Below are 25517 nucleotides of genomic sequence, written 5' to 3' on the forward strand. Positions count from 1 at the left end.
CCGTTAAAGCACGGAAATTAGCACATCCTTCACGCCCCATGTATGCGGTTACAACCTTGTGCTGCCTGACTCTGCGGGACATGTAACGGACATCGCCCGGACATACGCCGGCGCAGGGTGCCCGGTATCAGGCCAACAGTGTCGTCAGCTGGACCGGTTCGCGTGCCAGCTGGCCCGCACCGGCTTCAGTGAGTTCCGCTTCGCCACCAAACCCCCACAGCACGCCGATGCTTCGCAGGCCGTGGTGACGCGCGCCCTCGATATCCATGCGACGGTCGCCGATCATCCAGCACTGCGTGGGCGACACCTGCAGCCGGCGCAGCGCTTCGCCGACCAGCTCGGGCTTGTGGCTGCGCGAACCATCCAGGGTCGAGCCGATGATGTCCTCGAACAATCCGCCGAACGGCAGATGGGCCAGGATCCGGCGCGCGTGCGGCTCGTTCTTGGCGGTGACCACCGCCAGGCGGTGGCCACGCGCATGCAAGGTGCGCAGGGCGTCCTCCACCTGGGGGTACACCGTGTGCTCGCGCCAGCCCTCGGCATCGAAGCGCTCGCGGTAGTACCCGACGGCCTGCTCCACCCGCGCCGGTTCGATGAACAGCGGCGCGAACGTGGTGCGCAGCGAAGGCCCGATCCAGCCCAGCAGCGTTTCCCGCGCCGGCACCGGATGCTCCATCTTCTGCAGCGCATAAGCGATGCAGGTGGTGATGCCCACCTGCGAATCGATCAACGTACCGTCCAGGTCGAAGAAGAGCGTCGCGCGTTCTTCCGGTGCCGGGTGGGCAGAACCGGCCTGGGTGCCGTCCGGGTTCATGCGCCGCGCGCGGCGAGCGCGGCCACGGCCGGCAGGGTCTTGCCTTCCAGGAATTCCAGGAACGCGCCGCCACCGGTGGAGATGTAGCTCACGTCCTTGGCGATGTCGAACTTGTCGACCGCTGCCAGGGTGTCGCCACCGCCGGCGATGGAGAATGCCGGGGACGTGGCGATGGCACGCGCCAGCGCTTCGGTTCCCTTGCTGAAGGCTTCAAACTCGAACACGCCGACAGGGCCGTTCCAGACCACGGTGCCGGCATTCGCAATCAGCTGCGCGTACTGGGCAGCGGTCTGCGGACCGATGTCCAGGATCAGATCATCTTCGGCGACCGCATCCACGGCCTTCACTTCGGCAATGGCGTCGGGCAGGAACTGCTTGGCCGTGACCACGTCCACCGGAAGCGGAATCTCGGCCCCGCGCGCCTTGGCGTCGGCAACGATCTTCCGGGCGGTGTCCAGCAGGTCCGGCTCGTACAGCGACTTGCCGACCTTGTAGCCGGCAGCCGCGATGAAGGTGTTGGCGATGCCGCCCCCCACGATCAGCTGGTCGACCTTGCCCACCAGGTTGGCCAGCAGTTCCAGCTTGGTGCTGACCTTGCTGCCGGCCACGATGGCCAGCAGCGGCTTGGCCGGTGCGTCCAGCGCCTGCGCCAGGGCATCCAGCTCGGCCATCAGCAGCGGGCCACCCGCGGCGACCGGGGCGAAACGGATCACGCCATGGGTGGACGCCTGCGCGCGGTGCGCGGTACCGAAGGCATCCATCACGAACACATCGCACAGCGCGGCGTACTTCTTCGACAGGGCTTCGTCATCCTTGCCCTCGCCGACGTTCATCCGGCAGTTTTCCAGCAGCACCAGCTGGCCCGGCTGCACCTCGACGCCGTCGATCCAGTCGCGCACCAGCGGCACCTCGCGACCCAGCAGTTCGGACAGGCGTGCGGCAACCGGTGCCAGCGAATCGGCTTCGCTCCACACGCCTTCCTTCGGCCGGCCCAGGTGCGAGGTGACCATCACCGCCGCGCCCTGCTCCAGTGCGCGCTTGAGCGTCGGCAGCGAAGCGGTGATGCGCTGTTCGGAAGTGATGCGGCCATTCTCGATCGGCACGTTCAGATCCTGGCGGATCAGCACGCGCTTGCCGGAGAGGTCGAGGTCGGTCATGCGGACGATGGACATGGGCAACTCTTGGGCTCAGGGACGGGGTGCCGGCGTTCGGCAGACCGTCATTGTATCGGCTGCGGCAGAACGGATGGCGCCGGCCGCAGCGCCGCTCCATGCGCGGCCGGGATTCGTCGGGATCTACGCCGAAGGCGAAGGCTTCTGCCTGAGCAGGCTGACCGCCAGACCGCCCACGACCAGGACCCCCACGCCCAGCAGCGCCCACAGCAGCCAGGCCTTCCAGTCCCGCTGCGGTTCCAGCGCTGCGTCTCCGGCCAGCGGCTCGGGACGGCCCTCCAGGCGTGCCAGCGTCGGCTGCCAGGCCGGATCGTTGCGCTGGCGAAGTTCCTCGATCAGCACCCCGATCGGCGCCTCCGCGCGGCGCGCCGTCGCGCTGCCCACCGCCAGTGCATAGGGCGCAGCGCCCTGGCTCAGGAACACCATCACTTCCGGCTGGTAGCCCAGGCGCAGGGTGGGGGCGCCGGCGATCTCCGCCGGGCTTGCCACCAGCTTCCAGTAGCGGTCGCGGTGCACATCGCCCAGCACCTGCGCCGCCGACTGCTGACGCGGGCCCTGCGTTCCCTGCTGCAGCTGATAGGCGATCCACGGTGCACTGCGTCGTTGCCACTCCGCGCCTTCATCGTCGCGGCTGAACAGCGTCCACTGCACCAGGCTGTTGTCGGTACTGGCGACATCGGCGCGCGCGATCGGGAAACGGCCGTCCAGTTCGAAGGTGTATTCGCCCTTGCCCTGCGCTGTCGGCGTCAGTGACAGCCATTCCCACGGCAACGTCGCCGGCGCCGGCGGAAGCTCGGCGAGCACGCCATGCAGGGCAGGCAGTCGCGCGTCGCCCTGCGGCAGCACGCGCAGATAGCGCGCATTGCCGTCAACCTGCAGGCGTCGCTGCAGCAATCGTTTGCCGGCGCGCTGCAGGTCCACCAGCGGAATGTCCCGACTGATGGAGCGCCAATGCTGCAGGTCATCGCTGGCATCAAGCTGCACCTGCGCCTGCAGCGGCTGGCCACTGTCGGCCCAATCCAGCACCAGCGCCGCCAGCGGCTGCTGGCCGAGCACGCTGGCATCGATCAGCCAGCCGCCCTGTCCGTTCACCGTGCCAGCACCGACACGCGCTTCGACCCGGCGCACGCGGCCGTCGGTATCGCGCTCGGTCAGCAACTGCAGGTCGTTGCGTTGCGCATCGGCCAGCGGCGGCAGTGCGAACCAGGGCAGCTCGCGCTGCACCGGCGGCTGTGCCAGCGGCGCGTCGGGTGCCAGCAATGCCGACGGCAGGGCCTGTCCGGCCGCGTTGAACACCTGCAGGTCACCCAGGTCTGCTGCGCCTGCACGGCGGTAGATCGCCGGTTCCAGCACCACCCGATAGGCGCCGGACTGCGCACTGGACAGCGTCAGCGGCCACTGCTCGGCGTACTGCGTGCGGTAGTCGGACGCGTGTACGGCCATGGTGGCGAACAGGCCCAGCATCGCCGGCACCACCATCCTGCTCCACATTCTCATTGGTTTTCCTCCACGGATGGCACCGCGCCCGGTGGCGCCGGTGCCAGATAGCCGACGACCGTACACAGCAGGCCATAGGCGATGAACGATGCGATCCCGAGCAGGTTGCCCAGGTGCTGGCGGTCGATGAGGACCAGCTTGGCCAGGACCACGCCCATCAGCACCGCACCGACCATCCACAACACACGTTGGCCACGACGCGAGCCCCATACCCAGGCGATCACGCCGAGCACGCTCCACAGCACGGTCAGGCTGGTCTGGGCCAAGCTGTAGCGCGCCATCGACGTACTCCAGGCCAGTCCCCCCCAGTGGTGCACGCCATGCAGGACCAGGCTGGTCAGGGCGATGAAGCCCGCCAGTGCCAGCACCGGCAGGCGCAGCCTGCGCAGCGCGGGCGGTGCCACATCGCTGTACAGCCAGCGCGCCAGCAGCAACAGGCTCAGCCACTGCCCCATCTCGGCCGGGTTCAGCACCGGCAGCCACGGCAGCGGTGCCGCAGTGCCCGGCAGCAGCTGGCCCAGCAGCCATCCGGTCGCCAGCAGCGCGAACAGCACGCACTGCAGCGGCACGCGTGCGGTATCGAATGCCGGGCCCAGCGGCCAGCGCAGCCAACCCCAGCGCCACAGTGACAGCGCGGCCAGCAGCAGCCAGGGCAGCGTCACCAGCAACAATGTCCAGCCCTGTGCCAGGCCAGCCTCGCCGCCTCCCCACAGGGCCAGCAGCGAAAGCAGCGATGGCCACAGCAGCCACCACAGGAACTGGGCGATGCGCGCCACCGTGTCGCCGCCCTGGCGCAGGCACAGCAACGTGCGCACCCCCAGCACGGCGAACAGCGCCCATGCCAGGGCGCCGTGGCCCGCGAACGGTTGCTGGTGTGCATGGCTTTGCGCCAATGCCAATGGGAACGCCATCGCCAGCATCGCCAGTGCGGTCATCCCCAGCGCACGTGCCGGTTGCCGGCGCTGCACCTCGGCTGCCAGCCAGGCGGTCGCCGCCGCCAGCACCAGCAGTGCATCGGCCTGCGAGGCATGCGCGAGGAAACGACCGATCTCGTGCACCCAGCCGCCGAGCCACCACAGCAGGCCCCACAGGTAGTAGACCAGGGCGATCTCATGACGTGCCCGGCGCTGGTAGCTCCACGCCGACGCCAACCCCGCCACGGCCAGCAGCAGCGCACCGATCGCGGTGGGATTGAGCAGCAGGCGCGCGTCCTCGTGCCAGTGGTTGCCACCTGCCACGAAGGCGAATGCCGCCGCCATCTGCAGCAGCGCAGCGGACACCTGTGGCAGCCAGCGCCTCTGGCGCAGACCGAGCCAGGCCAGCCCGGCACCTTCCAGCGCGAACACCGCACCGGTGGCACGGGCGGACAAGGCCAGCGGCACGGCCAGCGTGGCGAAACCCACCGCCAGCACCGCGTGCGACTGCGCCAGCACCGTATACGAGGCCCGGGCGATCAAGGCACGCGCCAGCACCGCGTAGATCACCGCCAGGCCCAGCGCGCACAGTGCCAGTGTCATCGGCTGTTCGTGCAGCATCGCCGCCTGCAGCGAGAAGGCGATCAACGGCGTGCCGAACACCAGGCTGCCATCGACCAGATCGCGGCGACCGGCAGGCTGCCTGCGCGCGTACAGCAGGGGAATCAGCAGATAGAAGGCGAAGAACAGCAGCAGGAACGGTTCGGTGCTGGAGAACTTCTCGGCCCTGTACTGAAGCACGCCCCAGAACGTGCCGATACCGAAGGTGAACGCGAAGCCCAGCAGGTTCAGCGCGCGCCACGGACGGAACCAGGCGATGGCGAAGATGCCGGCGTTGAGCACTGCGTAGTAGCTGAAGAGGCCGACATGGTTGCCACTTCCGGTCGACAGCCACAGCGGGGCCATGAAGCCCGCCAGGATGCCCAGCACCGCCAGGGTGCGCGAGTTCTGCAGCACTGCCAGCACGCACAGGCCGGCGACCAGCGCGATCGAACTGGCGAACGCAAATCCCGGCGCAAGCAGTTCAAAACGCTTGAATGCCGCGAAGATGGTCAGCAGCAGCACACCGATGGCGCCGCCCTGCAGGGCCAGCGCGAACAGGCGCCGGCGTTCGCGCTGATGCCAGCCGAAGGCCAGCAGGCCCAGCGCACCAGCGGTGACGGCCGCCAGCCGGAGTTCGACCGGGAGCACCAGCCAGCCCTGGTCACTGACGTACTTCAGCAGCGCGGCAACACCGGCCAGCAGCACCAGCATGCCGATCTTGACCGGCACGTTGCCCTCGGTGAACCAGCGTTTGACGGCGCCGATGCCACGCTCGAAGAAGCCCGGCCCGGCCGGCTCGACCGGCGGCGCAGGCGGGGGCGGCGTGGCCGGCAGCGGTGGTGGTGGCGGCGCTGCCTGCCGCGGCGGCGCCGGCACGGAGGATTCCGGCGCATGGGCCGCCACGGGAGAAGGTGCTGCCGCAGCCCGCGGTCGCTCCATGGCTGGCGCGTCCGTTGCCGGAACGGGGGCGGGCCCGGGCGGTGGCGCGGCAGCGCGCGGCGATTGCGACACATCGGCCAGTGCGCTCTCAAGCGCAGCGACCCGGCGCCGCAGGCCGGCGATCATCACCAGCGCGACCACCAGCAGCAGCGGAATCGCCAGCAGTATCAATACGACCAGGGCTATCAGTGCTTCCATTGCGTGCCTTCCCATGCGATCCCGCGCCCCTGCGGCGGCGGTCGGACCGCCCCATGCTACGACAGGGCCGGTCCCTCAAACGACGAACCCCGGCCAGGCCGGGGTTCGTGCGCGATCTTCGCCGGCCTTACTTGGCGGCGACGACCCTGGCCATTTCCAGGCACTTGTTGGAGTAACCCCACTCGTTGTCGTACCACGACACGAGCTTGACGAAGGTACCGTCCAGGGCAATGCCGGCTTCGGCATCGAACACCGACGTGTGGGTCTCACCGCGGAAGTCGGTAGCCACGACCTTGTCTTCGGTGTAGCCGAGGATGCCCTTCAGCGCGCCTTCGCTCTGTGCCTTCACTTCGGCGCAGATCTCGGCGTAGGTGGCTTCCTTTTCCAGCTCGACGGTCAGGTCGACCACCGACACGTCCGAGGTCGGCACGCGGAAGCTCATGCCGGTGAGCTTCTTGTTCAGTTCCGGAATGACCACGCCGACCGCCTTGGCCGCACCGGTGGAGGACGGAATGATGTTCTCCAGGATGCCGCGGCCGCCGCGCCAGTCCTTGTTGGACGGGCCGTCAACGGTCTTCTGGGTAGCCGTGGCGGCGTGCACGGTGGTCATCAGGCCACGCTTGATGCCCCACTTGTCATTGATGACCTTGGCCAGCGGGGCCAGGCAGTTGGTGGTGCACGAGGCGTTGGAGATGATCGCCTGGCCGGCGTAGGTCTTGTCGTTCACGCCGAACACGAACATCGGCGTATCGTCCTTGGACGGGGCGGACAGGATGACCTTCTTGGCGCCGGCATCGATGTGCTTCTGCGCGGTTTCCTTGGTCAGGAACAGACCGGTGGACTCGATGACCACGTCCACGCCCACTTCGTCCCACTTCAGGTTGGCCGGATCGCGTTCCTGGGTCAGGCGGATCTTCTTGCCGTTGACCAGCAGGTCGTTGCCCTGCACCGACACGTCAGCCTTGAAGCGACCGTGCACGGAGTCGTACTTGAGCATGTAGGCCAGGTAATCCGGCTCCAGCAGATCGTTGATGGCCACGATTTCGATGTCGTCGCCGAAGTTCAGCACCGCCGAGCGCAGGACGTTACGCCCGATGCGACCGAAACCGTTGATACCAACCTTGATTGCCATTTCTCAAGCTCCTGCAGCCGCGACGGGTGCGGCGGGGTGGATAGGGCCCACAAGTCTAGCAGGCCCGGCCTGGCCACCGCCGGCCAGACCGGGCCGGTGGCGGGCGGGCTGGCCGGATTTGATCCGGATCAAAGCGTTAGCGCGGCGTGAGGCCGAGACTGGCCCCATCCACCCCGCAACGAGAACACCCCCATGCGCAAGACCTCTCCCCTGATCGTGGCCAGCCTGGCCGCCGCCCTGTCCCTCGCCGCCGCCCCGGCGATGGCCCAGTCCAAGGGCGACTGGACCCTTTCGGCCGGCGTGCACCAGGTGGCACCGAAGTCGAACAACGGCTGGCTGGCCGGTGGCACGCTGAAGGTCGACGTCGACAACGACGTCAAGCCGACCATCACCGGCGAGTACTTCATCGCTGACAACCTGGGCATCGAAGTGCTGGCGGCACTGCCGTTCAAGCACGACATCAACATCAACGGCCTCGGCCGTGTCGGCAGCACCAAGCAGCTGCCGCCGGTGGTGACCGTGCAGTACCACTTCAACAGCAAGGGCAAGGTGTCGCCGTTCATCGGTGCGGGCGTGAACTACACGACCTTCTTCAGCGAAGACACCACGGGCGCGCTCAAGGACAGCCGGCTGAAGCTGCAGGACTCCTGGGGTCTGGCCGCGCACGCCGGCGTGGACTTCGCGATCGGCGAGAAGGGCGCGCTGCGCGTGGACATGCGCTGGATCGACATCGACAGCAAGGTGAAGCTGGACGGCCAGAAGATCGGTACGGTCAACATCGATCCGCTGGTCTACGGCGCCTCCTACGTCTTCAAGTTCTGAGCGCGGCCTCCGGCGTGGCGGGCCTGCCCCGCCCTCCGGCCAACCGCTGAACCCTCCGCAGCATGTTGCCCCGGTGATCGCCGGGGCTTTTTTCGGCTTACCCATCCGTGGCCACCTCGACCCGGTTGCGCCCGGACGCCTTGGCCCGATACAGCGCGGCATCCGCACGCGCCAGTGCCTGCTCCAGCGAATCGGCGCCATCGTCATGCCACCGCGCCACACCAATACTGACGCTCACCACCGGCGCGGCGTCCGAATCGGCATGGGCGATCGCCAGCGCCTGGACCTGCTGACGCATCCGCTCGAACGGCGCGGTTTCCGGCTCGCCTGGCGACCACTGCCCCAGCGCCACGAACTCCTCACCGCCGTACCGCGCCACCACCGAGTCAGCGCCGCGAAGCTGCGCGGCCAGCGTCACCGCCACCGCATGCAGGACCGCATCGCCCGCCGGGTGACCATGATGGTCGTTGTAGCGCTTGAAGTAGTCGATGTCGATCATCGCGATGCGCAAGGCGCCACGCGCGTGCGGCCGGCGGAGATAACGCTGGAAGATCTGGTTGGCACGACGATCGAATGCGCGCCGGTTGAGCAATCCGGTCAATCCGTCGTGGTTGGCCAGTGCATCCAGCCGCTGCTCGGCGCGCCAGGTTGCACGCGCCTGCCTTTCCAGGATGTAACTACCGAAGATGCCAGCCAGGTTGCTGGCCAGCACGAACGTCACGCTCTGCAGCATCTGCGCCCAGTGCCGGCCGACCTGCAGCTCCGCCAGCACGAACGCCGATGCGATCAGGGTTCCGGTCAGCGTGGCGACGCCGAAGCGCAGGCCACACAGGAAGTAGTTCAGCAGCAGGAACAGGCTGACGCCTTCATAGGGATAATCCACGCCGGCGCGATGCGCCGTCCAGATCATCGTCACCAGCGCCAGCCCGCTGATCAGCACCGCACCGCCCCCCAGCCACTGCAGATGGCGGCGGAACGCCGGGACGAAGGTGAGTGCTACCGCCACCAGCAGTACCGGCAGCAGCAGCCCGAGCCGCCAGCGCAGTACCTGTGCATGCACATCCGGCGGAAGCCAGAAATGGTCCAGCACGGCAAAGCCGATTGAAAAGATGCCGGCAACGGCACAGGCCCAGCGCATCCGCCAGACCACCTGTTCATCGAACGCGCGGGCAAAGCCGTCGTCCGCATGTACTGCCGTGATGCGCCGGTCCGTGATGCTCATCGCGATGTCCCCGCCCGTGGCCGCGCCAACGTACCGGTCCGCGCATCAAGGGCGCGTGGCGAGCGGCCATGCTGGATCAAACGCGTCCGGCCGCCGCCCCGCTAGAATGCCGGCATGAAAGCCCTGCATTCCCTGTTCCTCGCCGCCGCGATCGCGCCGGCTCTGCTGTCCGCCTCCGCCCCTGCCCATGCCTGGGGCGCGCAAGGTCATCGCCTTGTCGCTGAGGTAGCGGATTCCCGCCTCTCGCCCGCTGCACGCGCCGAAGTCGACCGCCTGCTGGCCACCGAACCCGGCGCCACCCTCGCCAGCGTGGCGCCCTGGGCCGACCAGCTGCGCGCCAAGGACCCGGGCCTCGGCCGCCGTTCCGCCGGCTGGCATTACGTCAACATCGCCGAAGACGGCTGTCACTACGAAGCGCCGAGGCACTGCACCAACGGCAACTGCATCGTCGAGGCGCTGAAGGCACAGAGCGCGATCCTCGGCGATCGCAGCCTGACCGACGGCGAGCGGCTGCAGGCCCTGAAGTTCGTGGTGCATCTGGTCGGCGACATCCACCAGCCAATGCATGCCGGCTACGGTCACGACAAGGGCGGCAACGACTTCCAGCTGCAGTACGGCAACCGCGGCACCAACCTCCATTCGCTGTGGGACAGCGGCATGCTCAACACCCGCAAGCTGGACGACAACGGCTATCTGCCGGTGCTGCGGTCGCTGCCGGCGCCGAAACTGGCGCGCCAGTCCAATCCGCAGCGCGATCCGCAGGCGTGGGCTGAAGCCAGCTGCCGCATTTCGATGCAAGCCGGCGTTTATCCAGCCTCGCGTAAGATCGGCGATGAATACACCGCGCGCTACCGCCCGGTGGCGGAAGCGCAGCTGCGGCTGGCCGGCGAGAATCTGGCGCAGCTGCTGAACCGCGTGCTCGCCGCACGCTGAGGAGGTTGCCGATGCCGGTCCAGGTCCAGTCGTTCTTCCATCGTGACAGCAATACCTTCAGCTACCTGGTCAGCGACCCGGCCAGCGGCGAGGCTGCGCTGATCGATCCGGTCCTGGACTACGACCCGGACACCGATGCCAGCAGCGAGTCGCCGGTCCAGCCGGCACTGCACGCGATCGAGCAGCAGGGGCTGCGGCTGAGGTGGCTGCTGGAGACCCACGCCCACGCCGACCATGTGTCGGCCGGGCGGCGGCTCAAGCAGCGTTTCCCTCACGCCACGCTGGCCATCGGTGAAGGCATCCGCGCCGTGCAGGCGACCTTTGCGCCGCGGTTCGGCCTGCAGCTTCCTGCCGCGGACAACATCTTCGACCACCTGTTCGCCGACGGCGAGACCTTCACGCTGGGCGAAGTGCGCGGCCAGGTCATCGCCGTGCCCGGCCACACCAGCGACAGCATCGCCTACCTGATCGGCGACGCACTGTTTACGGGCGATTCGCTGTTCATGCCCGACGGCGGTACCGCCCGCTGCGATTTCCCCGGCGGCGATGCGGCGCAGCTGTACCGCTCGATCCAGCGCCTGCTGGCGCTGCCCGAGTCCACCCGTGTGTTCGTCTGCCACGACTATGGCCCGGGCGGCCGCGACATCGCCAACGAGACCACCATCGGCGAGCAGCGCGCGCGCAACATCCACGTGCATGACGGCGTGGCCGAAGCCGACTTCGTCAGCGTGCGCCAGGCCCGCGACGCCACGCTGGCCGAGCCGGCGCTGATGCAACCGGCGGTGAAGGCCAACATCCAGGGCGGCGCCTGATCGACGCCGCTGTACTGGCCGGACATGGCCCGGCGCTACCCGGCATCACGCGCGATCATTTCCCCTGCGTACGGACCGTCTGCCGGCCCTTCACGATCTCGAAGGTGAAGGCGTACAGCAGGCTGACCGGCACCGGCTCGATGCGCTCGGCGCTCCCGCAGTCGCCGCGGTCGGCTGGGACCTTGCCGACCGGGTAGTGGCAGACCGCGGCAGCGCTGTACTTCCACATCGCCACCGCCTCCTGCGCCGCCTGCAGCAGCGGCGCGTTCTCCGCTGCAGCGCCGGCGGCGCACTCGGGGCGGTCGGTCAGCGGCAGGCTGCGCTCTACCATGCCTTCCGCATCGACCACCACCTGCAGGCAGATGGTGGTGGGCGCCAGTTCGGTACGCGGATCGCGGTCGCCCACCTTCGGATCAGGCGCCGCATACAGCTGCGGCATCCGATAGCCTTCGCCCGCTGCCAGCGCATAGGCCTGCACCTGGCCGCTGCCGCCCGCCGCTGTGGGCTGCAACCGCTGATGGCCGACACTCTCGCTGCGGGTGTCAACGGTGCCCAGTCGCTCCTGGGTGGCACAGCCGGCCAGCAGCGTGGCCAACAGAAGCGCGGCCTGCCTCACCGCGCGCGCTCCGCTTCCCTCTCGTCCTCACTCATGGAGAACGTCAGCGGAATGCGCACGGCGGAAGCCACCGGACGCCCATCCTTCAGGGCCGGCCGGAAGGTCCAGCCCTTGGCGGCCGTGATCGACACCGCATCGAACACACCGGGATTGGTGGCACTGAGCACCTGTACGTCGGTCGGCCTGCCCTCTGCGTCGATCTCGACCTTCAAGGTGACGACGCCGGTCAGGCCCTGCTGGAACGCAGACTCCGGATACTTCGGCGGTGCCATCCTCTCGACCTGCGCTGGACGCTGCAGGCCGGCCGCAGCGGCATCGGCCTGCGCGTACTCGGCTGGCTCGACGCCGATCGACGACACGCCGGCCATCCCGAGCTGGCTTGCCCACGCCACCGTGGCCAGGCCCGCGCAAACCCCGACCACCAGCACCTGCCCGGACACCCACGGCAATGCCTTCCGCTTGGACTGCTTCAACATGGCGATTCGCTCCTTCAACACGGGTTGGCTGCGCCAGTGACACACTGCCGGCGCAACCGGGTGAACCAGCTGCGCCTTCAGCAGCGTGCTGGCGTAAAGTCCGCGCAGCGCAGGCTGCGTGGCAATGGTGCGGGCGTCGCAGGCCAGTTCCTGGTCGCGCAGGAACCTGCGTGTTGCCCACGGCATCAGCGGATGGAACCAGAACGCTGCGCGTGCAAGCAGCAACGCGCCGTTCGCCCAGTGATCGCCATTGCGGCGATGGCTGCGTTCATGTGCCAGGATCAAGCCCTGCTCGCGTGCATCGAACTGCTGGTCGAAATCGGGGCCGACCACGATGCGCGGCCGCCACAGGCCGACCAGGGCCGGCAGACCGGGATCGGCACTGGCCTGCCAGCTGCCGTCGACGCGCGCCTGCAGACGGCCCAGGACACGTTCGAAGCGCTGCTGCGCGCGCAGGCTGCGCAGCAGACTGATCGCCACGCCAAGCATCCAGGCCAGCAGCAACCATTGCGACCAGCGCATGACCTGGGTGGGCTCGCCCTCCGGCGCGACAGGCATCACGTTCAGGGGCAGGGTCGGCACATGCTGCAGCAGGGGCAGCGCAGGCAACGGCAGCAACAGGCCTGCCAGCAGCAGGGGCAACAACCACCAGCTGCGATAGGCCAGCGAGGGCCCTCCCAGCCGCAGCAGCAGCGGCCGCATCGCCGCCAGCAGGATCACCGCCAGCGCCAGCCACACGCTGGCCCGCCACACGCTGTCGAGCACCTCACTCATGGTCCAGCTCCTGGATCAGCTTCTTCAGTTCGGCGATGTCCTGCGCGCTGAGCTGGCCGCGCTCACTGAAATGGGCAACCAATGGCGCCACCCGTCCTTCGAACACCCGGCCCAGAAAGTCCTGGCTCTGCGCCGCGACCCAAGCCTCGCGCTGCAGCAGCGGCCGATACAGATAGCGGCGGCCTTCGCGTTCGGCAGCGATCGCGCCCTTGGTCAGCAGGCGGTTGAGCAGCGTCTTGATGGTCGGTTCGGCCCAGTCCCGATGGACCAGTGCGGCAACCACCTCATCGGCACCGCGGGGCGCCTGCTGCCACAGCACTTCCATCACGACGGCTTCGGCCTCACTGATCGGATTCATTGTTTACGCCCGTAATCGACAATTCGATTACGCACGTAATCAAAACTGCTGTCAAGCCCTCCATCGACCTGCACTTCATGCGCTCTGGCCCAGCATCGGCCCTTCCGGTCCCGGAGTGCGCATGAAACCGCTGCCCAAGAAGGATTTCCCCGTCGAACAGGCCCGCCGCTTCCTCGAACCCGGCCCGATCGTGCTGGTCAGCACCGCATGGCGTGGCCAGCGCAACCTGATGACGATGGGCTGGCACATGGTGATGGGCTTCTCGCCATCACTGGTGGCGACCTATCTGTGGAACGAGAACCACAGCTTCGCGCTGGCGCGGGGCAGCGGCGAATGCGTGATCAATGTGCCGGGCGTGGAGCTGCTCGATACCGTAGTGGACATCGGCAACTGCAGCGGGCGGGAGGTCGACAAGTTCGCGCACTTCGGCCTGGATGCCCTGCCCGCCCGCGAGGTCGGCGCGCCGCTGGTCGGCCAGTGCCATTCGTGCTTCGAGTGCCGCCTGTACGACGACAGCCAGATCGAGACCAGCAACCTTTTCATCTGGGAGATCGTGCGTGCCCACGTCGCGCCACGGCCGAAACTGCCGCGCACCGTGCACTACCGTGGCGATGGCCGCTTCATGGTGGCCGGTGCGGAAGTCTCGCGTCGACGGCGGTTCAAGCCCGACATGCTGTAATGCCGGAACTCCCCTTACGCAGGACTGCCCCGGATGACCGAACACCTCACCGACCTGGACGCCGCCGTCGATTGGCTGTTCGCGCGCGTGGAAGGGCCGCTGCGGATCGGAGCACCGCTGGCGCTGGGCAAGCCACACCGGTTGCTCAATGCACTGTATGCACGGGTCGAGAACGATCCCTCGCACCCCCTCCAGCTCTACACTGCCCTGTCGTTGAATCCGCCGAAGGTGCGGGGCAGCGGCCTGGAGGCCCGCTTCCTGGGCCCCTTCGCGCAGCGCCATTTCGGCGAGGATTTCCCCCGCCTGGCCTATGCCGACGCGATCGCCCGTGACGCACTGCCCGCCCATGTGCAGGTGGAGGAGTTCTACATGCAGTCCGGCGCCCTGCTCGGTTCCCGGCAGGCGCAGTCCAGCTACACCAGCCTCAACTACACCCATGCCGCTGATGCAGTGGCCCAGCGCGCGCCGCAGGTGATCGTGCAGAAGGTGGCGATGCGCCCGGACGATCGCCGCCTCTCGTTGTCCTGCAACAACGACATCACCCAGGACACGCTCGATGCAATCGCCGCACGCGGCCTGCCGCGTCCGCTGATGGTGGCCGAGATCGATCCGCAGCTGCCTTATCTGGGCGGCACCGCCACGGTCGATGTGTCCTTCTTCGACCTGGTCATCACCCCGCCGCCGCCGTATCCGGCGCTGTTCGGCCTGCCGCGGCAGCCGGTCGCCGACGCCGACTATGCGATCGGCCTGTATGCCAGCACCCTGGTGCGCGATGGCGGCACGCTGCAGATCGGCATCGGCACGCTGGCCGATGCACTCAGCCATGCACTGGTGCTGCGGCATACCGACAACGCGCGCTACCGGCGCGTGCTGCACGCGCTGGACCCGCAGCTTGCGCGACATCCGCTGGTACAGGAAATCGGCGGCCTGGAGCCGTTCGAGATCGGCCTGTACGGCTGCAGCGAGATGCTCAACGAGGGCTTCCGGCGGCTGGTCCAGACCGGCGTAATCAAGCGCAAGGTGCATGACGACCTGGCGCTGATGCAGCGCATCGAGAACGGCAGCACGCTGTCCATCGACCATGCCACGCTGGCCGCCGAAGGCGAATACCTGCATGGCGCGTTCTACCTGGGCTCGCCGGAGTTCTACCAGTGGCTGCGCGAGTTGCCGGCGGATGAACGTCGCGCCATCGGCATGCGCCGCATCAGTGAGATCAACCAGCTTTACGGCGGCAACGAGACGCTGGAGCGCCTGCAGCGCCGCCATGCACGCTTCTTCAATTCCTGCATGATGGCCACTGCGCTGGGTGCGGCGGTCTCCGATGCCCTGGACGATGGCCGCGTGGTCTCCGGCGTCGGCGGCCAGTACAACTTCGTGGCGATGGCCCATGCCCTGCCGGAAGCACGCAGCGTGCTGATGTTCCGCGCCGCGCGCGATGACAAGGGCCATCGCGAATCGAACGTGCGCTGGAATTATGGCCACACCACCATTCCCCGCCATCTGCGTGATATCTACCTGGACGAGTACGGCATCGCCGACCTGCGCGGGTTGACCGACGAGGACTGCGTGCAGGCAATGGCGGCGATCACCGAGGCGCCGTTCCAGCAGGGCCTGCTGCAGCAGGCACAGGCCGCGCGCAAGCTGCTGGCCGCACCGCAGCCCGATCCGCAGCGGCTGCAGCGCAATACCCCGCAGACCCTGGCCGCAGCGCTGGCCCCCTTCCGCTCCGACGGCACCCTGCCCGACTACCCGCTGGGCAGCGACTTCAATGAGATCGAGCAGGTACTGGTCAAGGCGCTGAGCTGGTTGAAGGCCAACACGCAGACCCGCGGCGACAAGCTGCGTACCGTCTGGGCAGCGCTGCGGCAACCGGCCGGCGATGGCGATGCGGTGTACCTGCAGCGCATGGGCCTGCAGTCACCGAAGGACTTCAACGAGCGGCTGGACGCGCGCCTGCTGCGGCTGGCGCTGGCACGCACGGCCTGAAGCCGGTAGCGCCGGGCCATGCCCGGCGAGCAGCCGATCCGCCGGGCATGGCCCGGCGCCAGCCCAAAAGGAAAGGCCGGCTTGCGCCGGCCTTCCCTGCATCACATCGCGATGCTGCTTACAGCGCCTTGGCGGCGTCCACCACGTGCGCGGCGGTGATGCCGAAGTGCTTGTACAGCTGGTCGGCCGGGGCCGAGGCACCGAAGGTGTCGATACCGATCACCGCACCGTCCAGGCCGACGAACTGGCGCCAGAAACCAGTGACGCCGGCTTCCACCGCCACGCGCTTGCGCACGGCGTTCGGCAGCACCGATTCACGATATGCCGCATCCTGGCGCAGGAACACATCGGTGGACGGCATCGAGACCACGCGGGTCTTGAGGCCGGCCGCGTCCAGCTGGGCTTTCGCTTCCGTGGCCAGCGAGACTTCCGAACCGGTGGCGATCAGGATCACGTCCGGGGTACCGGCGGCGTCGGCCAGCACATAGCCGCCACGCTCGATCTGCGCGATCTGCTCGGCGCTCCGTGGCTGGTGCGGCAGGTTCTGACGGCTGAACACCAGGCAGCTCGGGCCGTCCTGGCGGGTGATCGCCGCCTTCCAGCTCACCGCCGACTCGACGGCATCGCACGGGCGCCACACGTCGTTGTTCGGGATGTAGCGCAGCGAGGCCAGATGCTCCACCGGCTGGTGGGTCGGACCGTCTTCGCCCAGGCCAATCGAATCGTGGGTGTAGACGTGGATGGCATGGGCCGGGATCAGCGCGCTCATGCGAACGCCGTTGCGGGCGTAATCGCTGAACACCAGGAAGGTGGCATCGAACGGAATGAAGCCGCCATGCAGCGCCAGGCCGTTGGCGATCGCGGTCATGCCGAACTCGCGCACGCCGTAATACACGTAGTTGGCGTTGGCGTCGTCGCTGGCGACCGAGGTGCTGCCCTTCCACAGGGTCAGGTTGGAGTGCGCCAGGTCGGCCGAGCCGCCGACGATTTCCGGCAGCAGCGGCGCGAAGGCCTCGATGGCCAGCTGCGAGGCCTTGCGCGAGGCGATCGTCGGGCCTTCAGCCGCGACCTTGGCGATGTACGCGTCGGCCTGGGCAACGAAGTCGGCCGGCAGTTCGCCGTGCGAACGACGGGTCAGTTCAGCGGCTTCGGCCGGATACTGGGCCGCATACTTGTCGAACAGCTGTTCCCATTCGGCCTGGCGCAGGGTGCCGGCACCGTTGGCGCGCCAGCCATCGTAGATGGCCTGCGGGATTTCAAACGGGCCGTACTGCCAGCCCAGCTGCTTGCGGGTGGCTTCCAGCTCGTCCTTGCCCAGCGGGGCACCGTGGCTGGATTCCTTGCCGGCCTTGTTCGGCGAACCAAAGCCGATCGTGGTGCGGCAGCAGATCAGGGTCGGCTTGTCGCTCTGCGACAGCGCGGCCTCGATGCCGGCCTTGATGCTCTCCGGGTCGTGACCATCGACATCGCGGACCACGTTCCAGCCATAGGCCTCGAAACGCTCCGGCGTGTTGTCGGTGAACCAGCCTTCGACGTTGCCATCGATGGAGATGTGGTTGTTGTCCCAGAAGCAGACCAGCTTGTGCAGGCCCCAGGTGCCGGCCAGCGAAGCGGCTTCATGCGAGACGCCTTCCATCAGGCAGCCATCGCCCATGAACACCCAGGTGCGATGGTCGACCACTTCCAGTTCCGGACGGTTGAAGCGCTGCGCCAGCAGCTTCTCGGCCAGGGCGAAGCCCACGGCATTGGCGAAACCCTGGCCCAGCGGGCCGGTGGTGGTTTCCACGCCGGGAGTTTCATGGCGCTCCGGGTGACCGGCGGTGTGGCTGCCAAGCTGGCGGAACAGCTTGAGCTGCTCGATCGGCAGGTCGTAACCGCTCAGGTGCAGCAGCGCGTACTGCAGCATCGAGCCGTGGCCGTTGGACAGCACGAAACGGTCGCGGTTGAACCAGTGCGGATTGCTCGGGTTGTGGCGAAGGTAGTCGTTCCAGAGCACTTCGGCGATGTCGGCCATGCCCATGGGCATGCCGGGGTGGCCGGACTTTGCGGTTTCAACCGCATCGGCGGCAAGGAAGCGGATGGCGTTGGCCAACTGGCGACGGGTAGGCTGCGTCATGGTTCTGTCGGAATCGGGAGGCGGCCGCGGACGTGCGGGCGGCCTATTGTCCCATAGTCACCGGGTGGGGGTCAGTTCCACTTGCCCGGTCGTGCGGGCGCTGGCCGGCAACGTCGTGATCTCCGCCGGATTCCGCATGTGAAAAGGGGGCGGAGCCCTTTCCCTGCGGAAAGGAATCCGACCCCGATCAGGTCGCCAGGACTCAGTCGCGGTCGGGAACCAGCGCCGGGCCGTCGTGGCCCTCGCCCTTGGCCACCAGGGTGGTCAGCGCCAGATCGCCGGTCACGTTCAGCGCCGTGCGGCACATGTCCAGGAAATGGTTCACGCCCAGGATCAGGCCGATCCCCAGCGGGTTGACCCCCACCATGGCGCAGATCATCGCCACCACCGGCAGCGAACCCGACGGCACGCCCGCGGTACCGATGCCCCCCAGGATGCACACCGCCATCACCATGATCTGCTGGCCGATGCTCAGGTCCACGCCGAAGAACTGGGCCAGGAAGATCACCGTCACGCCCTCGAACAGCGCCGTGCCGTTCTGGTTGGCGGTGGCGCCCACGGTCAGCACGAAGCGGGACACGCGCTGCGGCAGGCCCATCTGGTCGGCCACGCGCAGCGCGGTCGGCAGGGTGGCGTTGCTGGAGGCGGTGGAGAAGGCCATCACCGTCGCTTCCTGGGTATCGCGGAAGAACGACAGCGGCGAACGGCCCGACAGCCACACGGCGGCGCCGTAGGTCACCACCATGTGCAGGCCCAGTGCCAGCACCACCACGCCCACGTAGGCGCCCAGGCGGATGATCAGCTCGAAACCGAACAGCGCGGCCAGGTTGAACATGAAGCAGGCCACCGCATACGGTGCCAGGCGGATGACCAGGTTGATCAGGGTCATCGAGATTTCGAACACGCCTTCGATGGCGCGGCGCAGCGGGGCGACCTTCTCGTCATCGGTCAGCACCATGCCGATGCCGAACATCAGCGCGAAGAACATCAGCGAGAGGATCGCGCCGTTGTCGGAGGCCGCCTGCAGCACGTTGCTCGGCACGATCGACAGCAGCATGTCCATGCCCTTCGGCGTGCCATGGATGCCGGCGACGATCTCCTTGCTGCGTTCGGCGTTCTCCGAGAGCATCAGCGCGGCGGTCTGCGGATCGACGCCGACGCCGGGCTTGAGCAGGTTGACCAGCACCAGGCCGATGGCCACGGCGATGCCGGACAGCAGCACGGTATAGGCCAGCGTCTTCCAGCCGATGCGGCCGAGGGCGCGGATGTCGCCCATCTCCGACACGCCCATGATCAGCGCCGAGAAGATCAACGGCACGATCAGCATGAAGATCAGGTTGAGGAACAGCCCCGATGCAGGCGTGGTGATGTAGTCCATGACCCACTTGGCACCGGTCTGCAGACCATCGACGCTGCCACCCAGGGCGTGCACGGTCAGTCCCAGGATCAGGCCGATCGCGAAGCCGATGCCCATCTTCCAGTGCAGGGGCAACGTCTTCTTGCCGGCGGCAGCTGCTGTCATACGCAGGTTTCCTCGAAAAATGAATGCACTCTAACAAAGCGCGCAAGCGGCGCCGGTTCAGGTTCGGCGCTGCGGATACAGCGGCGCCAGCCCAGTGTCGGTGCCGCGGGCGGTCCCCGACCAGTGTGGTCCGTCACGGAAGGCCTCGCGCAACCGCACACGCAGCGGTGCCGGCTCTCCCTGCCCGCCCCATCGCACCTGCTGGAGGTCCTGCAGCACTCGGCGCTGGATCGGATCACCCAGCCTGGCGATGACCTGCTCCAGCCGCGGTACACCTGCCATCGCGCACAGCTGCGCTTCGACCTGGTCGAAGCCCTCGCCGTCCAGCACCCGGCGCAGTTCGGCGACGCTGCCGCGTCCTTCGCTGGCTTCCGGCCCGGACGGCGGCCCCGGCGGGCGAGTGGCACCGCGCATGGACGGCCCACCGCGTCCGCGCTGCCAGCCCCACAGCAGGGTCAGCAGCCACAGCAGCGCCAGGCCGATCACCGCGGCAATCCAGGGCCAGGGCTGGCTCGGCGTCCCCGAGGCGATCGGATCGGTGGGCGCAATGCGCGTGTCGTCGTCGGGCAGCGCTGCATCGGTGTCGATCGGCGGCGGCGGGGCGGGCGCGGCAGTGCCCGTACCGGCGCTGACCGTCAGTGCCAGGTCCGGCAGTCGTGCCTGCTGCGCGCTGCCGTCGCGCACGTTCCACCATGACACCCTCGGCCCCGGCACCTGCAGCGGACCCGGCTCGCGGGGCACGACGGAGTAACGACGGGTGATCTTCAACCGCGGGGTGCTGCCAGTGAAGGTCTCTTCGTACTGCGCCGGTTCGGCGAACACCTGCGCCGCCGTGCCGAGGTCCGGAACCGGAAGGTCGGTGAACTGGGCACGGGTGGCACCTTCGGCGATCGCTTCGACCACGATGGTGGCGGCCTCGCCGGTACGCGCAGTACTCGGCGCGCTGGTATAGCGCAACTGCAGGCCCTGCAACGGCAGCCACGGCTGCGGCGCCTGCACCGGCTGTGCCTGCACCTGCAGCGTGCGGTCGGCGCCGGTGGCGTTCATGCGGCCATCGCCCCCTCCGAAGAAGTCATCGAAGAAGCCGCCTGCGCTGCGGCCGTTGAAGCGCGCGCCGGCCAGGCGCAGTGTCCCGCTGCGCTCGGGAATCAGCAGGAAGCGGCGCTCGACCACGTTGTAGCGGCGTCCATTGACCTGCCTCACGTCGGTGCGGTCGTCGCCCACCCGCTGCAGCGAGGCACCGGCGGGCGTATCCACGATGAGCTCGCCGGAGGCCAGCTGCGAGGCGAAGAACAGGCGCACGACCACGCCAACGCTCTGCTGCACGTAGGGCGTGTCATCGTCGACATCGGTCTGTATGAACGCCATGGCCGCACCGTTGGCAGCGGTGACCGGGGCGGCGGCGTCCACCTGCAACGTCAGCGGTGCGGTCTGCGCAGTACCCACCTGCAGGGCCGGGATCGTCAGCGCGCCACTGCGTCGCGGTGTCAGTGCCACGCCATACAGACTGCGTTGCTGCATGCTGCCGTTGCTCCACTCCACCTGGCGGCTGCTGGTCTGCCCACTGAGATCGAAGTCACCGCGCAGCGGCGCGAAGTCGGGCGCACCGGCATCACTCTGCACGTTGAGGGTGACCGTATCGCCCATCGCGATGCGATCGCGGTCCAGCCATGCCCGCGGCTGTGCCCAGGCCATCAATGGCAGCCACAGCAGCAGCATTGCCGCACACCGGCGTAGGCCGTGCATGTTCATCGCCCTTCCCTCTTCCTGCGTTCGTTTTCCAGCTGGAACTTGGCACGCAGCAACGCGCCCGGATCATCCGGCACGCGCCGCATCCAGGCGTCCACCGCCTGTTGTTCCTCACGCTGGCGCGGCGTGCGGCCGTCATCGCCCGCCACGGTCGGATCATTCTTCTCCCGGCCCTCGCGCCCCTGTTCGATGGCCTGCTGCATGCGCTGTCGCTGCTGCGCGTCGGCCTCGGCCTGCGCATGGGCGTCCTCGGCCTGGGGCGGTGACGGCGGCCCCTGATTACCACGCTCACCGGGCCGCGGTTGCGGCTGGGCGCCGGCGTCTGAGGGCGGGGGGCGCTGCGAGGGCGCCTGCGGCTGTCCCTGCCCCGACGGCTGGCCCTGCTGTGGCTGGCCCTGCTGATCCTGCGGCGTCGAGGACGGCTTCCGGGGCGGATTCTGCTGTCCCGGGTTCTGCCGCTGGCCACCCGGCGACTTGCGCTTGCGTGCAGCATCGACAAACGCACGGTTGGCCACCGCGTCGGCCATCCCCGGGTGCAGGGCCAGTGCGCGATCGTAGGCGGCTATGGCATCGTCGTACTGGCCCTGGCGGGCCAGCACATTGCCGAGGTTGTACCAGCCGGCCGCGGTGTCGAGCCCTTCGAACTGCTGCCGGGCACGTGCGAAGTCACCCTGGCGGTAGGCCTGTACGCCTTCGGCCAGACGCTGATGCTGCACCTGGTCCGCCCGCTTCCACAGCGTGCCCTGCACCGGCCGCGTCTGTGCCTGCGCCTGCGCCTGCGCGCCGTCCGTCCACGGCAACAGGCCGACCGCCAGCACGGCAGCCAGCAGCGCACGCCGTCGGAACGCCAGCAGCGCAAGCAGCATCAACGGCGGCAGCAACCAGAAGCCTTCGTCGCGCCATTGGTGACCGGTACCCGGCCGCTGCAGCGCTGTGCCCTCACGGGCATCGAGCACACCCAGCGCGCGCAGGTCGCGGTCATCGGCGGCGATCCGCACATAGCGGCCGCCGCCGGCCGTCGCCACGGCGCGCAGGCGGCCTTCGTCCAGCGCGGCCTGGCGGATCTGGCCGCTGCTGTCGCGGTACGCGGCACCGCCCGGAGTTCCCAGACCCAGCACCGACACCTGCAGCCCCAGGCTGCGGGCCTGCGAAGCAGCGAGTTCGGCCTCATCGTCAGCCTGGTCGGTGACCACCAGGATCTGCCCCTGGGGCGTGCCGGTCTGCCGCATCAGCCGTGTCGCCCAATCGATGCCACGATCGGCACGCTGGCCATCGCGCGGCATGACATCCGGCGACAGCGCGTCCAGATAGAGCGCGACATTGCTGGCATCCTCGGTCAACGGAGCGACGGTATAGGCATCGTCCGCATAGACGATCAGCCCAACCTGGCCACCCTCGCGGGCGCGCAGCAACGTGCCGATCTTGGCCCGCGCCTGCAGCAGGCGCGACGGCGGCAGGTCGGTGGCGGTGATCCGGCTGGACAGGTCCAGCACCACCAGCAACGGTGCGCTGGCCTGGAACATCGGCTGCGCCTGCTGTCGCCAGCTGGGCCCGGCCAGGGCCAGGCACGCCAGCGTCCAGCCCAGCAGCTGCGCCCACGGCAGGCGCATGCGACGGCGCGGCCCCGACGCCAGCAGATGGGGCAGCAGATGGGCATCGACCGCCTGCCGCCATGCATCGCTGCGGCGCTGTCGATACACCGCTACGGCCACGATCAACGGCAGCGCGGCCAACGCCCACAGCCAGTCAGGCCGCAGGAAATGCAGCGCGTTCCAGTCCGGCAGATGGGATGCCAGGGCGATCATCGACGACGCTCCGGCCATGCCCACGCAAGCGCACCGAGCAGCAGCGCCACGCCCAGCGGCCAGGGATAACGCTCATCGCGCGGGCGCAGGACCGGCCCCTTCTCCGCGATGGGCTCCAGCCGGTCCAGCTCGGCATAGATGCCTGCAAGCTCGGCCGTGTCGCGGGCGCGGAAGAACTGGCCGCCGGTCATCCGGGCGATCTGCCTGAGCGTCGCCTCGTCCACCGGGTCCTGGTCGGCGGAAATCGGAATGCCGAGAAAGCGCATGCTGCCATCGCCGCCAAAGGCGACGGTGTGGATGCGCACGCCCTCGGCACGCGCTACCTCCGCCGCACGCAGCGGTTCCAGCACGCCTGCATTGCTGACGCCATCGGTGAGCAGGATCAGCACACGCTGGCCCTCGGGCTGGCTGCGCAGGCGCTTGACCGCAAGGCCGATGGCATCGCCGATGGCGGTCTCGCGCCCGGCCAGGCCGACCACGCTGTCGCGCAGCTGGTCGCGGACGCTGGCCAGGTCGGCAGTGAGCGGGGTCAGCGTATAGGCCCGATCACCAAAGATCAGCAGGCCGATGCGATCGCCTGCACGACGGTCAAGAAAGTCGGCCAGCACGGCCTTGGCGGCGGTCAGCCGATCGACGGCCTGGCCGCCGAGCACCATGTCGGCCTCGCCCATGCTGCCGGACACGTCCATCGCCAGCATCATCTGGCGCCCCTGCTGCGGCGGTGTGGTCGCCTCGCCCAACTGCTGCGGCCGCGCCAGCGCCACGCACAGCGCGATCCAGCCCAGCCACAGCAGCAGCGCACGCCACCTGCGCGCATCGATACGGCCTGCTCCGGCCAGGGCCTCCAGTTCGGTCGCGGCATAGGGCACGCGCAGCGCAGCGCCGGGGGCGGCACGGCGCTTCCAGGCCAGCATCAGCAACGGCAACGGCACCGCCAACAGCGCCAATGGCCAGGCCAGCTGCAGGTCCGGCCAGGGCCAGTAACTCGCCAGCGCACTCATCGGCGCCGCTCCTGCAGCATCGCCAGGTAACGTCCGCGTGCCCAGCGGCGCAGCACTGCGACATCGGCCGCATCCACCTGCGGCCGGTACGCGCCCTCGGCAAGCAGATCGCGCTGCGCCGCCGACAACGTCGCCTGCGGATCCACCCGCTGCCACCAGGCGTGGTCATGCAACGCTTCGCTGCCCGGCCGTGCCTGACGCGCGGCACGGCGCAGCAGGCCCGCAATGGCCGCCACCTCAGCGGCGGCATCGGTCGCGCCCGCCAGCTCGCGATCAAACGCCTGCAACCAGCGCTGCTGACGCCGACGGCGACGCCACCACAACAGGGCGAGGATCAGCAGCGCCAGCAGCAGAACCGCCCCGATCATCAGATAGCCGGGGGCCGGTGGCCACCACGACGGTGCCGGTGGCAGCTGCACATCGCGCAGGGGCAGGGCTGCGCTCATGCGGGTACCTCGGTAGGCGCCGGCGCCAGCCAGGCATCGCTGGCCGCGTCACTGCTCAGTACCTGCACATCGATGCGGCGTGCCCCCAGCTGGCGCTGCAGTTCCTGCAGCGGTTCAACGAAATGCGCATGCCACTGCGCCTGCACGTCGCTGCGGCGCAGGTCCAGTCCGATGCGCTGCTGGGCGGCAAGGAACTGCAGGGGCGCCGACGGCGGCTGCAGCTCCAGCGGATCGACCAGCAGCACCAGGCTGAGGTCGTGATGCTGGGCCAGCGCTCCCCATCGCGCCGGCGCAATGCGGATGGCCTGCTGCGGGTCGGCCAGCACCAGCAGCCGTGCACCCGGACGCAGTACGCGCGCCGCGTGGTCCAGCGCGCGCTCCAGGCCCAGGTCATCGGCCGGAGGTTGCGCATACCAGCGCGTCAGCGCGTCGAGCACGCGCAGCACGCCACGCGGCCCACCGGCCGGCGCCACCGGCGCTTCGCGGTCACTGCCGCGCAGCGCACCGATGCGGTCGCCGCGGCGCTGCGCCGACCAGGCGGCGACTGCGCCGGCACGCGCGGCCTGCACCGACTTGAAGCGCACGCGGGTGCCGAAATACAGCGCAGGCGAGGTATCGGCCACGATCAGACTGACCCGTTCGCGTTCGGCCTGGAACAGCTTGGTATGGGCACGACCGGTGCGCGCGGTCACGCGCCAGTCGATATGACGGGCATCGTCACCGGCGACGTACTCGCGCGATTCCGCGTACTCCATGCCGCGCCCGCGCAGCGGCGATGGTGCCTGCCCCGCATTGCCGGCGCGGCCGCGACGGGGCGGCGGCGGACGCTGGGCCAGACGGCGCAGCGCCACCAGCTCGGCCAGCTGCGGGCGCAGTCCATCGCCTTCGCTGGCGGACACTCCATGCTCCTGGGATGTATCGGTCATGCGCA

Annotated in this window: 21 protein-coding genes; 5 read left to right on the forward strand and 16 right to left on the reverse strand. The window is 68.6% G+C overall.

Annotation, left to right across the window (positions count from 1 at the left end; translation table 11 throughout):
• Nucleotides 1–127 precede the first annotated feature (127 nt).
• The 5 genes from N8888_RS14940 to gap all read right to left on the reverse strand — a co-directional run bounded on the left by N8888_RS14940 (nucleotide 128) and on the right by gap (nucleotide 7269).
• On the reverse strand, nucleotides 128–814 hold the full coding sequence (locus N8888_RS14940) for an HAD hydrolase-like protein (protein WP_053518497.1): 687 nt from the start codon (nucleotides 812–814) through the stop codon (nucleotides 128–130).
• Nucleotides 811–1986 carry a phosphoglycerate kinase gene (locus N8888_RS14945; protein ID WP_053518495.1) on the reverse strand — a complete coding sequence of 392 codons (1176 nt, stop codon included), beginning with the start codon at nucleotides 1984–1986 and terminating at the stop codon, nucleotides 811–813. The genes N8888_RS14940 and N8888_RS14945 overlap by 4 nt, the downstream gene beginning before the upstream one ends.
• 123 nt (nucleotides 1987–2109) lie before the next feature.
• Nucleotides 2110–3483, reverse strand: coding sequence for a DUF3999 domain-containing protein (locus N8888_RS14950; RefSeq protein WP_263175495.1), 1374 nt, complete (start codon nucleotides 3481–3483; stop codon nucleotides 2110–2112).
• Nucleotides 3480–6137 (reverse strand): DUF2339 domain-containing protein, encoded by a 2658-nt coding sequence (locus tag N8888_RS14955; RefSeq protein WP_263175497.1) that lies wholly within the window; start codon nucleotides 6135–6137, stop codon nucleotides 3480–3482. Before N8888_RS14955 ends, N8888_RS14950 begins: the two co-directional genes overlap by 4 nt.
• A 127-nt stretch (nucleotides 6138–6264) precedes the next feature.
• Nucleotides 6265–7269 carry a type I glyceraldehyde-3-phosphate dehydrogenase gene (gene gap, locus N8888_RS14960; protein ID WP_053518489.1) on the reverse strand — a complete coding sequence of 335 codons (1005 nt, stop codon included), beginning with the start codon at nucleotides 7267–7269 and terminating at the stop codon, nucleotides 6265–6267.
• Nucleotides 7270–7461: 192 nt separating this feature from the next.
• Between gap and N8888_RS14965 the strand changes: the two genes are divergently transcribed.
• Nucleotides 7462–8091 carry an OmpW/AlkL family protein gene (locus tag N8888_RS14965; protein ID WP_053518487.1) on the forward strand — a complete coding sequence of 210 codons (630 nt, stop codon included), beginning with the start codon at nucleotides 7462–7464 and terminating at the stop codon, nucleotides 8089–8091.
• 97 nt (nucleotides 8092–8188) lie between these two features.
• Here N8888_RS14965 and N8888_RS14970 read toward each other — a convergent pair whose 3' ends face one another.
• Nucleotides 8189–9313: a GGDEF domain-containing protein gene (locus N8888_RS14970; protein WP_262219116.1), complete on the reverse strand. Its 1125-nt coding sequence runs from the start codon at nucleotides 9311–9313 to the stop codon at nucleotides 8189–8191.
• A 114-nt stretch (nucleotides 9314–9427) separates the two neighbouring features.
• On the opposite strand from N8888_RS14970, the gene N8888_RS14975 reads away from it, so the two are divergent.
• The gene (locus N8888_RS14975; protein WP_065175752.1) at nucleotides 9428–10246 is read left to right on the forward strand and encodes a S1/P1 nuclease; all 819 of its coding nucleotides are present in this window, start codon (nucleotides 9428–9430) and stop codon (nucleotides 10244–10246) included.
• 11 nt (nucleotides 10247–10257) lie between these two features.
• A complete protein-coding gene (locus N8888_RS14980; protein ID WP_197600554.1) occupies nucleotides 10258–11058 on the forward strand; it encodes an MBL fold metallo-hydrolase in 801 nt (266 codons plus the stop codon).
• A 55-nt stretch (nucleotides 11059–11113) separates the two neighbouring features.
• Here N8888_RS14980 and N8888_RS14985 read toward each other — a convergent pair whose 3' ends face one another.
• The 3 genes from N8888_RS14985 to N8888_RS14995 are packed head-to-tail and all read right to left on the reverse strand — an operon-like array spanning nucleotide 11114 to nucleotide 13282.
• Nucleotides 11114–11674: a hypothetical protein gene (locus N8888_RS14985; protein WP_065175751.1), complete on the reverse strand. Its 561-nt coding sequence runs from the start codon at nucleotides 11672–11674 to the stop codon at nucleotides 11114–11116.
• Complete coding sequence (locus N8888_RS14990) at nucleotides 11671–12924, reverse strand: M56 family metallopeptidase (protein ID WP_263175501.1); 1254 nt, start codon at nucleotides 12922–12924, stop codon at nucleotides 11671–11673. Before N8888_RS14990 ends, N8888_RS14985 begins: the two co-directional genes overlap by 4 nt.
• On the reverse strand, nucleotides 12917–13282 hold the full coding sequence (locus N8888_RS14995) for a BlaI/MecI/CopY family transcriptional regulator (RefSeq protein ID WP_263175502.1): 366 nt from the start codon (nucleotides 13280–13282) through the stop codon (nucleotides 12917–12919). Before N8888_RS14995 ends, N8888_RS14990 begins: the two co-directional genes overlap by 8 nt.
• Before the next feature lie 121 nt (nucleotides 13283–13403).
• Here N8888_RS14995 and N8888_RS15000 point away from each other — a divergent pair, with 121 nt between their 5' ends.
• Nucleotides 13404–13961, forward strand: a complete 558-nt coding sequence (locus tag N8888_RS15000; protein ID WP_053518474.1) for a flavin reductase family protein — start codon at nucleotides 13404–13406, stop codon at nucleotides 13959–13961.
• 33 nt (nucleotides 13962–13994) lie between these two features.
• The gene (locus tag N8888_RS15005) at nucleotides 13995–15947 is read left to right on the forward strand and encodes an acetyl-CoA hydrolase/transferase C-terminal domain-containing protein (RefSeq protein ID WP_263175505.1); all 1953 of its coding nucleotides are present in this window, start codon (nucleotides 13995–13997) and stop codon (nucleotides 15945–15947) included.
• Between the two features lie 118 nt (nucleotides 15948–16065).
• Here N8888_RS15005 and tkt read toward each other — a convergent pair whose 3' ends face one another.
• The 7 genes from tkt to N8888_RS15040 form a co-directional block, all read right to left on the reverse strand.
• Nucleotides 16066–18063 (reverse strand): transketolase, encoded by a 1998-nt coding sequence (tkt, locus tag N8888_RS15010; RefSeq protein ID WP_263175506.1) that lies wholly within the window; start codon nucleotides 18061–18063, stop codon nucleotides 16066–16068.
• 202 nt (nucleotides 18064–18265) lie between these two features.
• Nucleotides 18266–19585: a dicarboxylate/amino acid:cation symporter gene (locus tag N8888_RS15015; RefSeq protein ID WP_053518469.1), complete on the reverse strand. Its 1320-nt coding sequence runs from the start codon at nucleotides 19583–19585 to the stop codon at nucleotides 18266–18268.
• Nucleotides 19586–19642: 57 nt separating this feature from the next.
• Nucleotides 19643–21337 (reverse strand): BatD family protein, encoded by a 1695-nt coding sequence (locus N8888_RS15020; RefSeq protein WP_263175508.1) that lies wholly within the window; start codon nucleotides 21335–21337, stop codon nucleotides 19643–19645.
• A complete protein-coding gene (locus N8888_RS15025) occupies nucleotides 21334–23139 on the reverse strand; it encodes a VWA domain-containing protein (RefSeq protein ID WP_263175509.1) in 1806 nt (601 codons plus the stop codon). Before N8888_RS15025 ends, N8888_RS15020 begins: the two co-directional genes overlap by 4 nt.
• Nucleotides 23136–24140, reverse strand: coding sequence for a vWA domain-containing protein (locus N8888_RS15030; RefSeq protein ID WP_253118327.1), 1005 nt, complete (start codon nucleotides 24138–24140; stop codon nucleotides 23136–23138). The genes N8888_RS15025 and N8888_RS15030 overlap by 4 nt, the downstream gene beginning before the upstream one ends.
• Nucleotides 24137–24586 (reverse strand): DUF4381 family protein, encoded by a 450-nt coding sequence (locus N8888_RS15035; protein ID WP_253118326.1) that lies wholly within the window; start codon nucleotides 24584–24586, stop codon nucleotides 24137–24139. The genes N8888_RS15030 and N8888_RS15035 overlap by 4 nt, the downstream gene beginning before the upstream one ends.
• Nucleotides 24583–25512: a DUF58 domain-containing protein gene (locus N8888_RS15040; RefSeq protein WP_065181673.1), complete on the reverse strand. Its 930-nt coding sequence runs from the start codon at nucleotides 25510–25512 to the stop codon at nucleotides 24583–24585. Before N8888_RS15040 ends, N8888_RS15035 begins: the two co-directional genes overlap by 4 nt.
• Nucleotides 25513–25517: the final 5 nt, after the last annotated feature.

It is taken from the genome of Stenotrophomonas maltophilia (genome assembly GCF_025642255.1).
In the GTDB taxonomy this organism is placed as follows: Bacteria; Pseudomonadota; Gammaproteobacteria; order Xanthomonadales; family Xanthomonadaceae; genus Stenotrophomonas; species Stenotrophomonas maltophilia_P.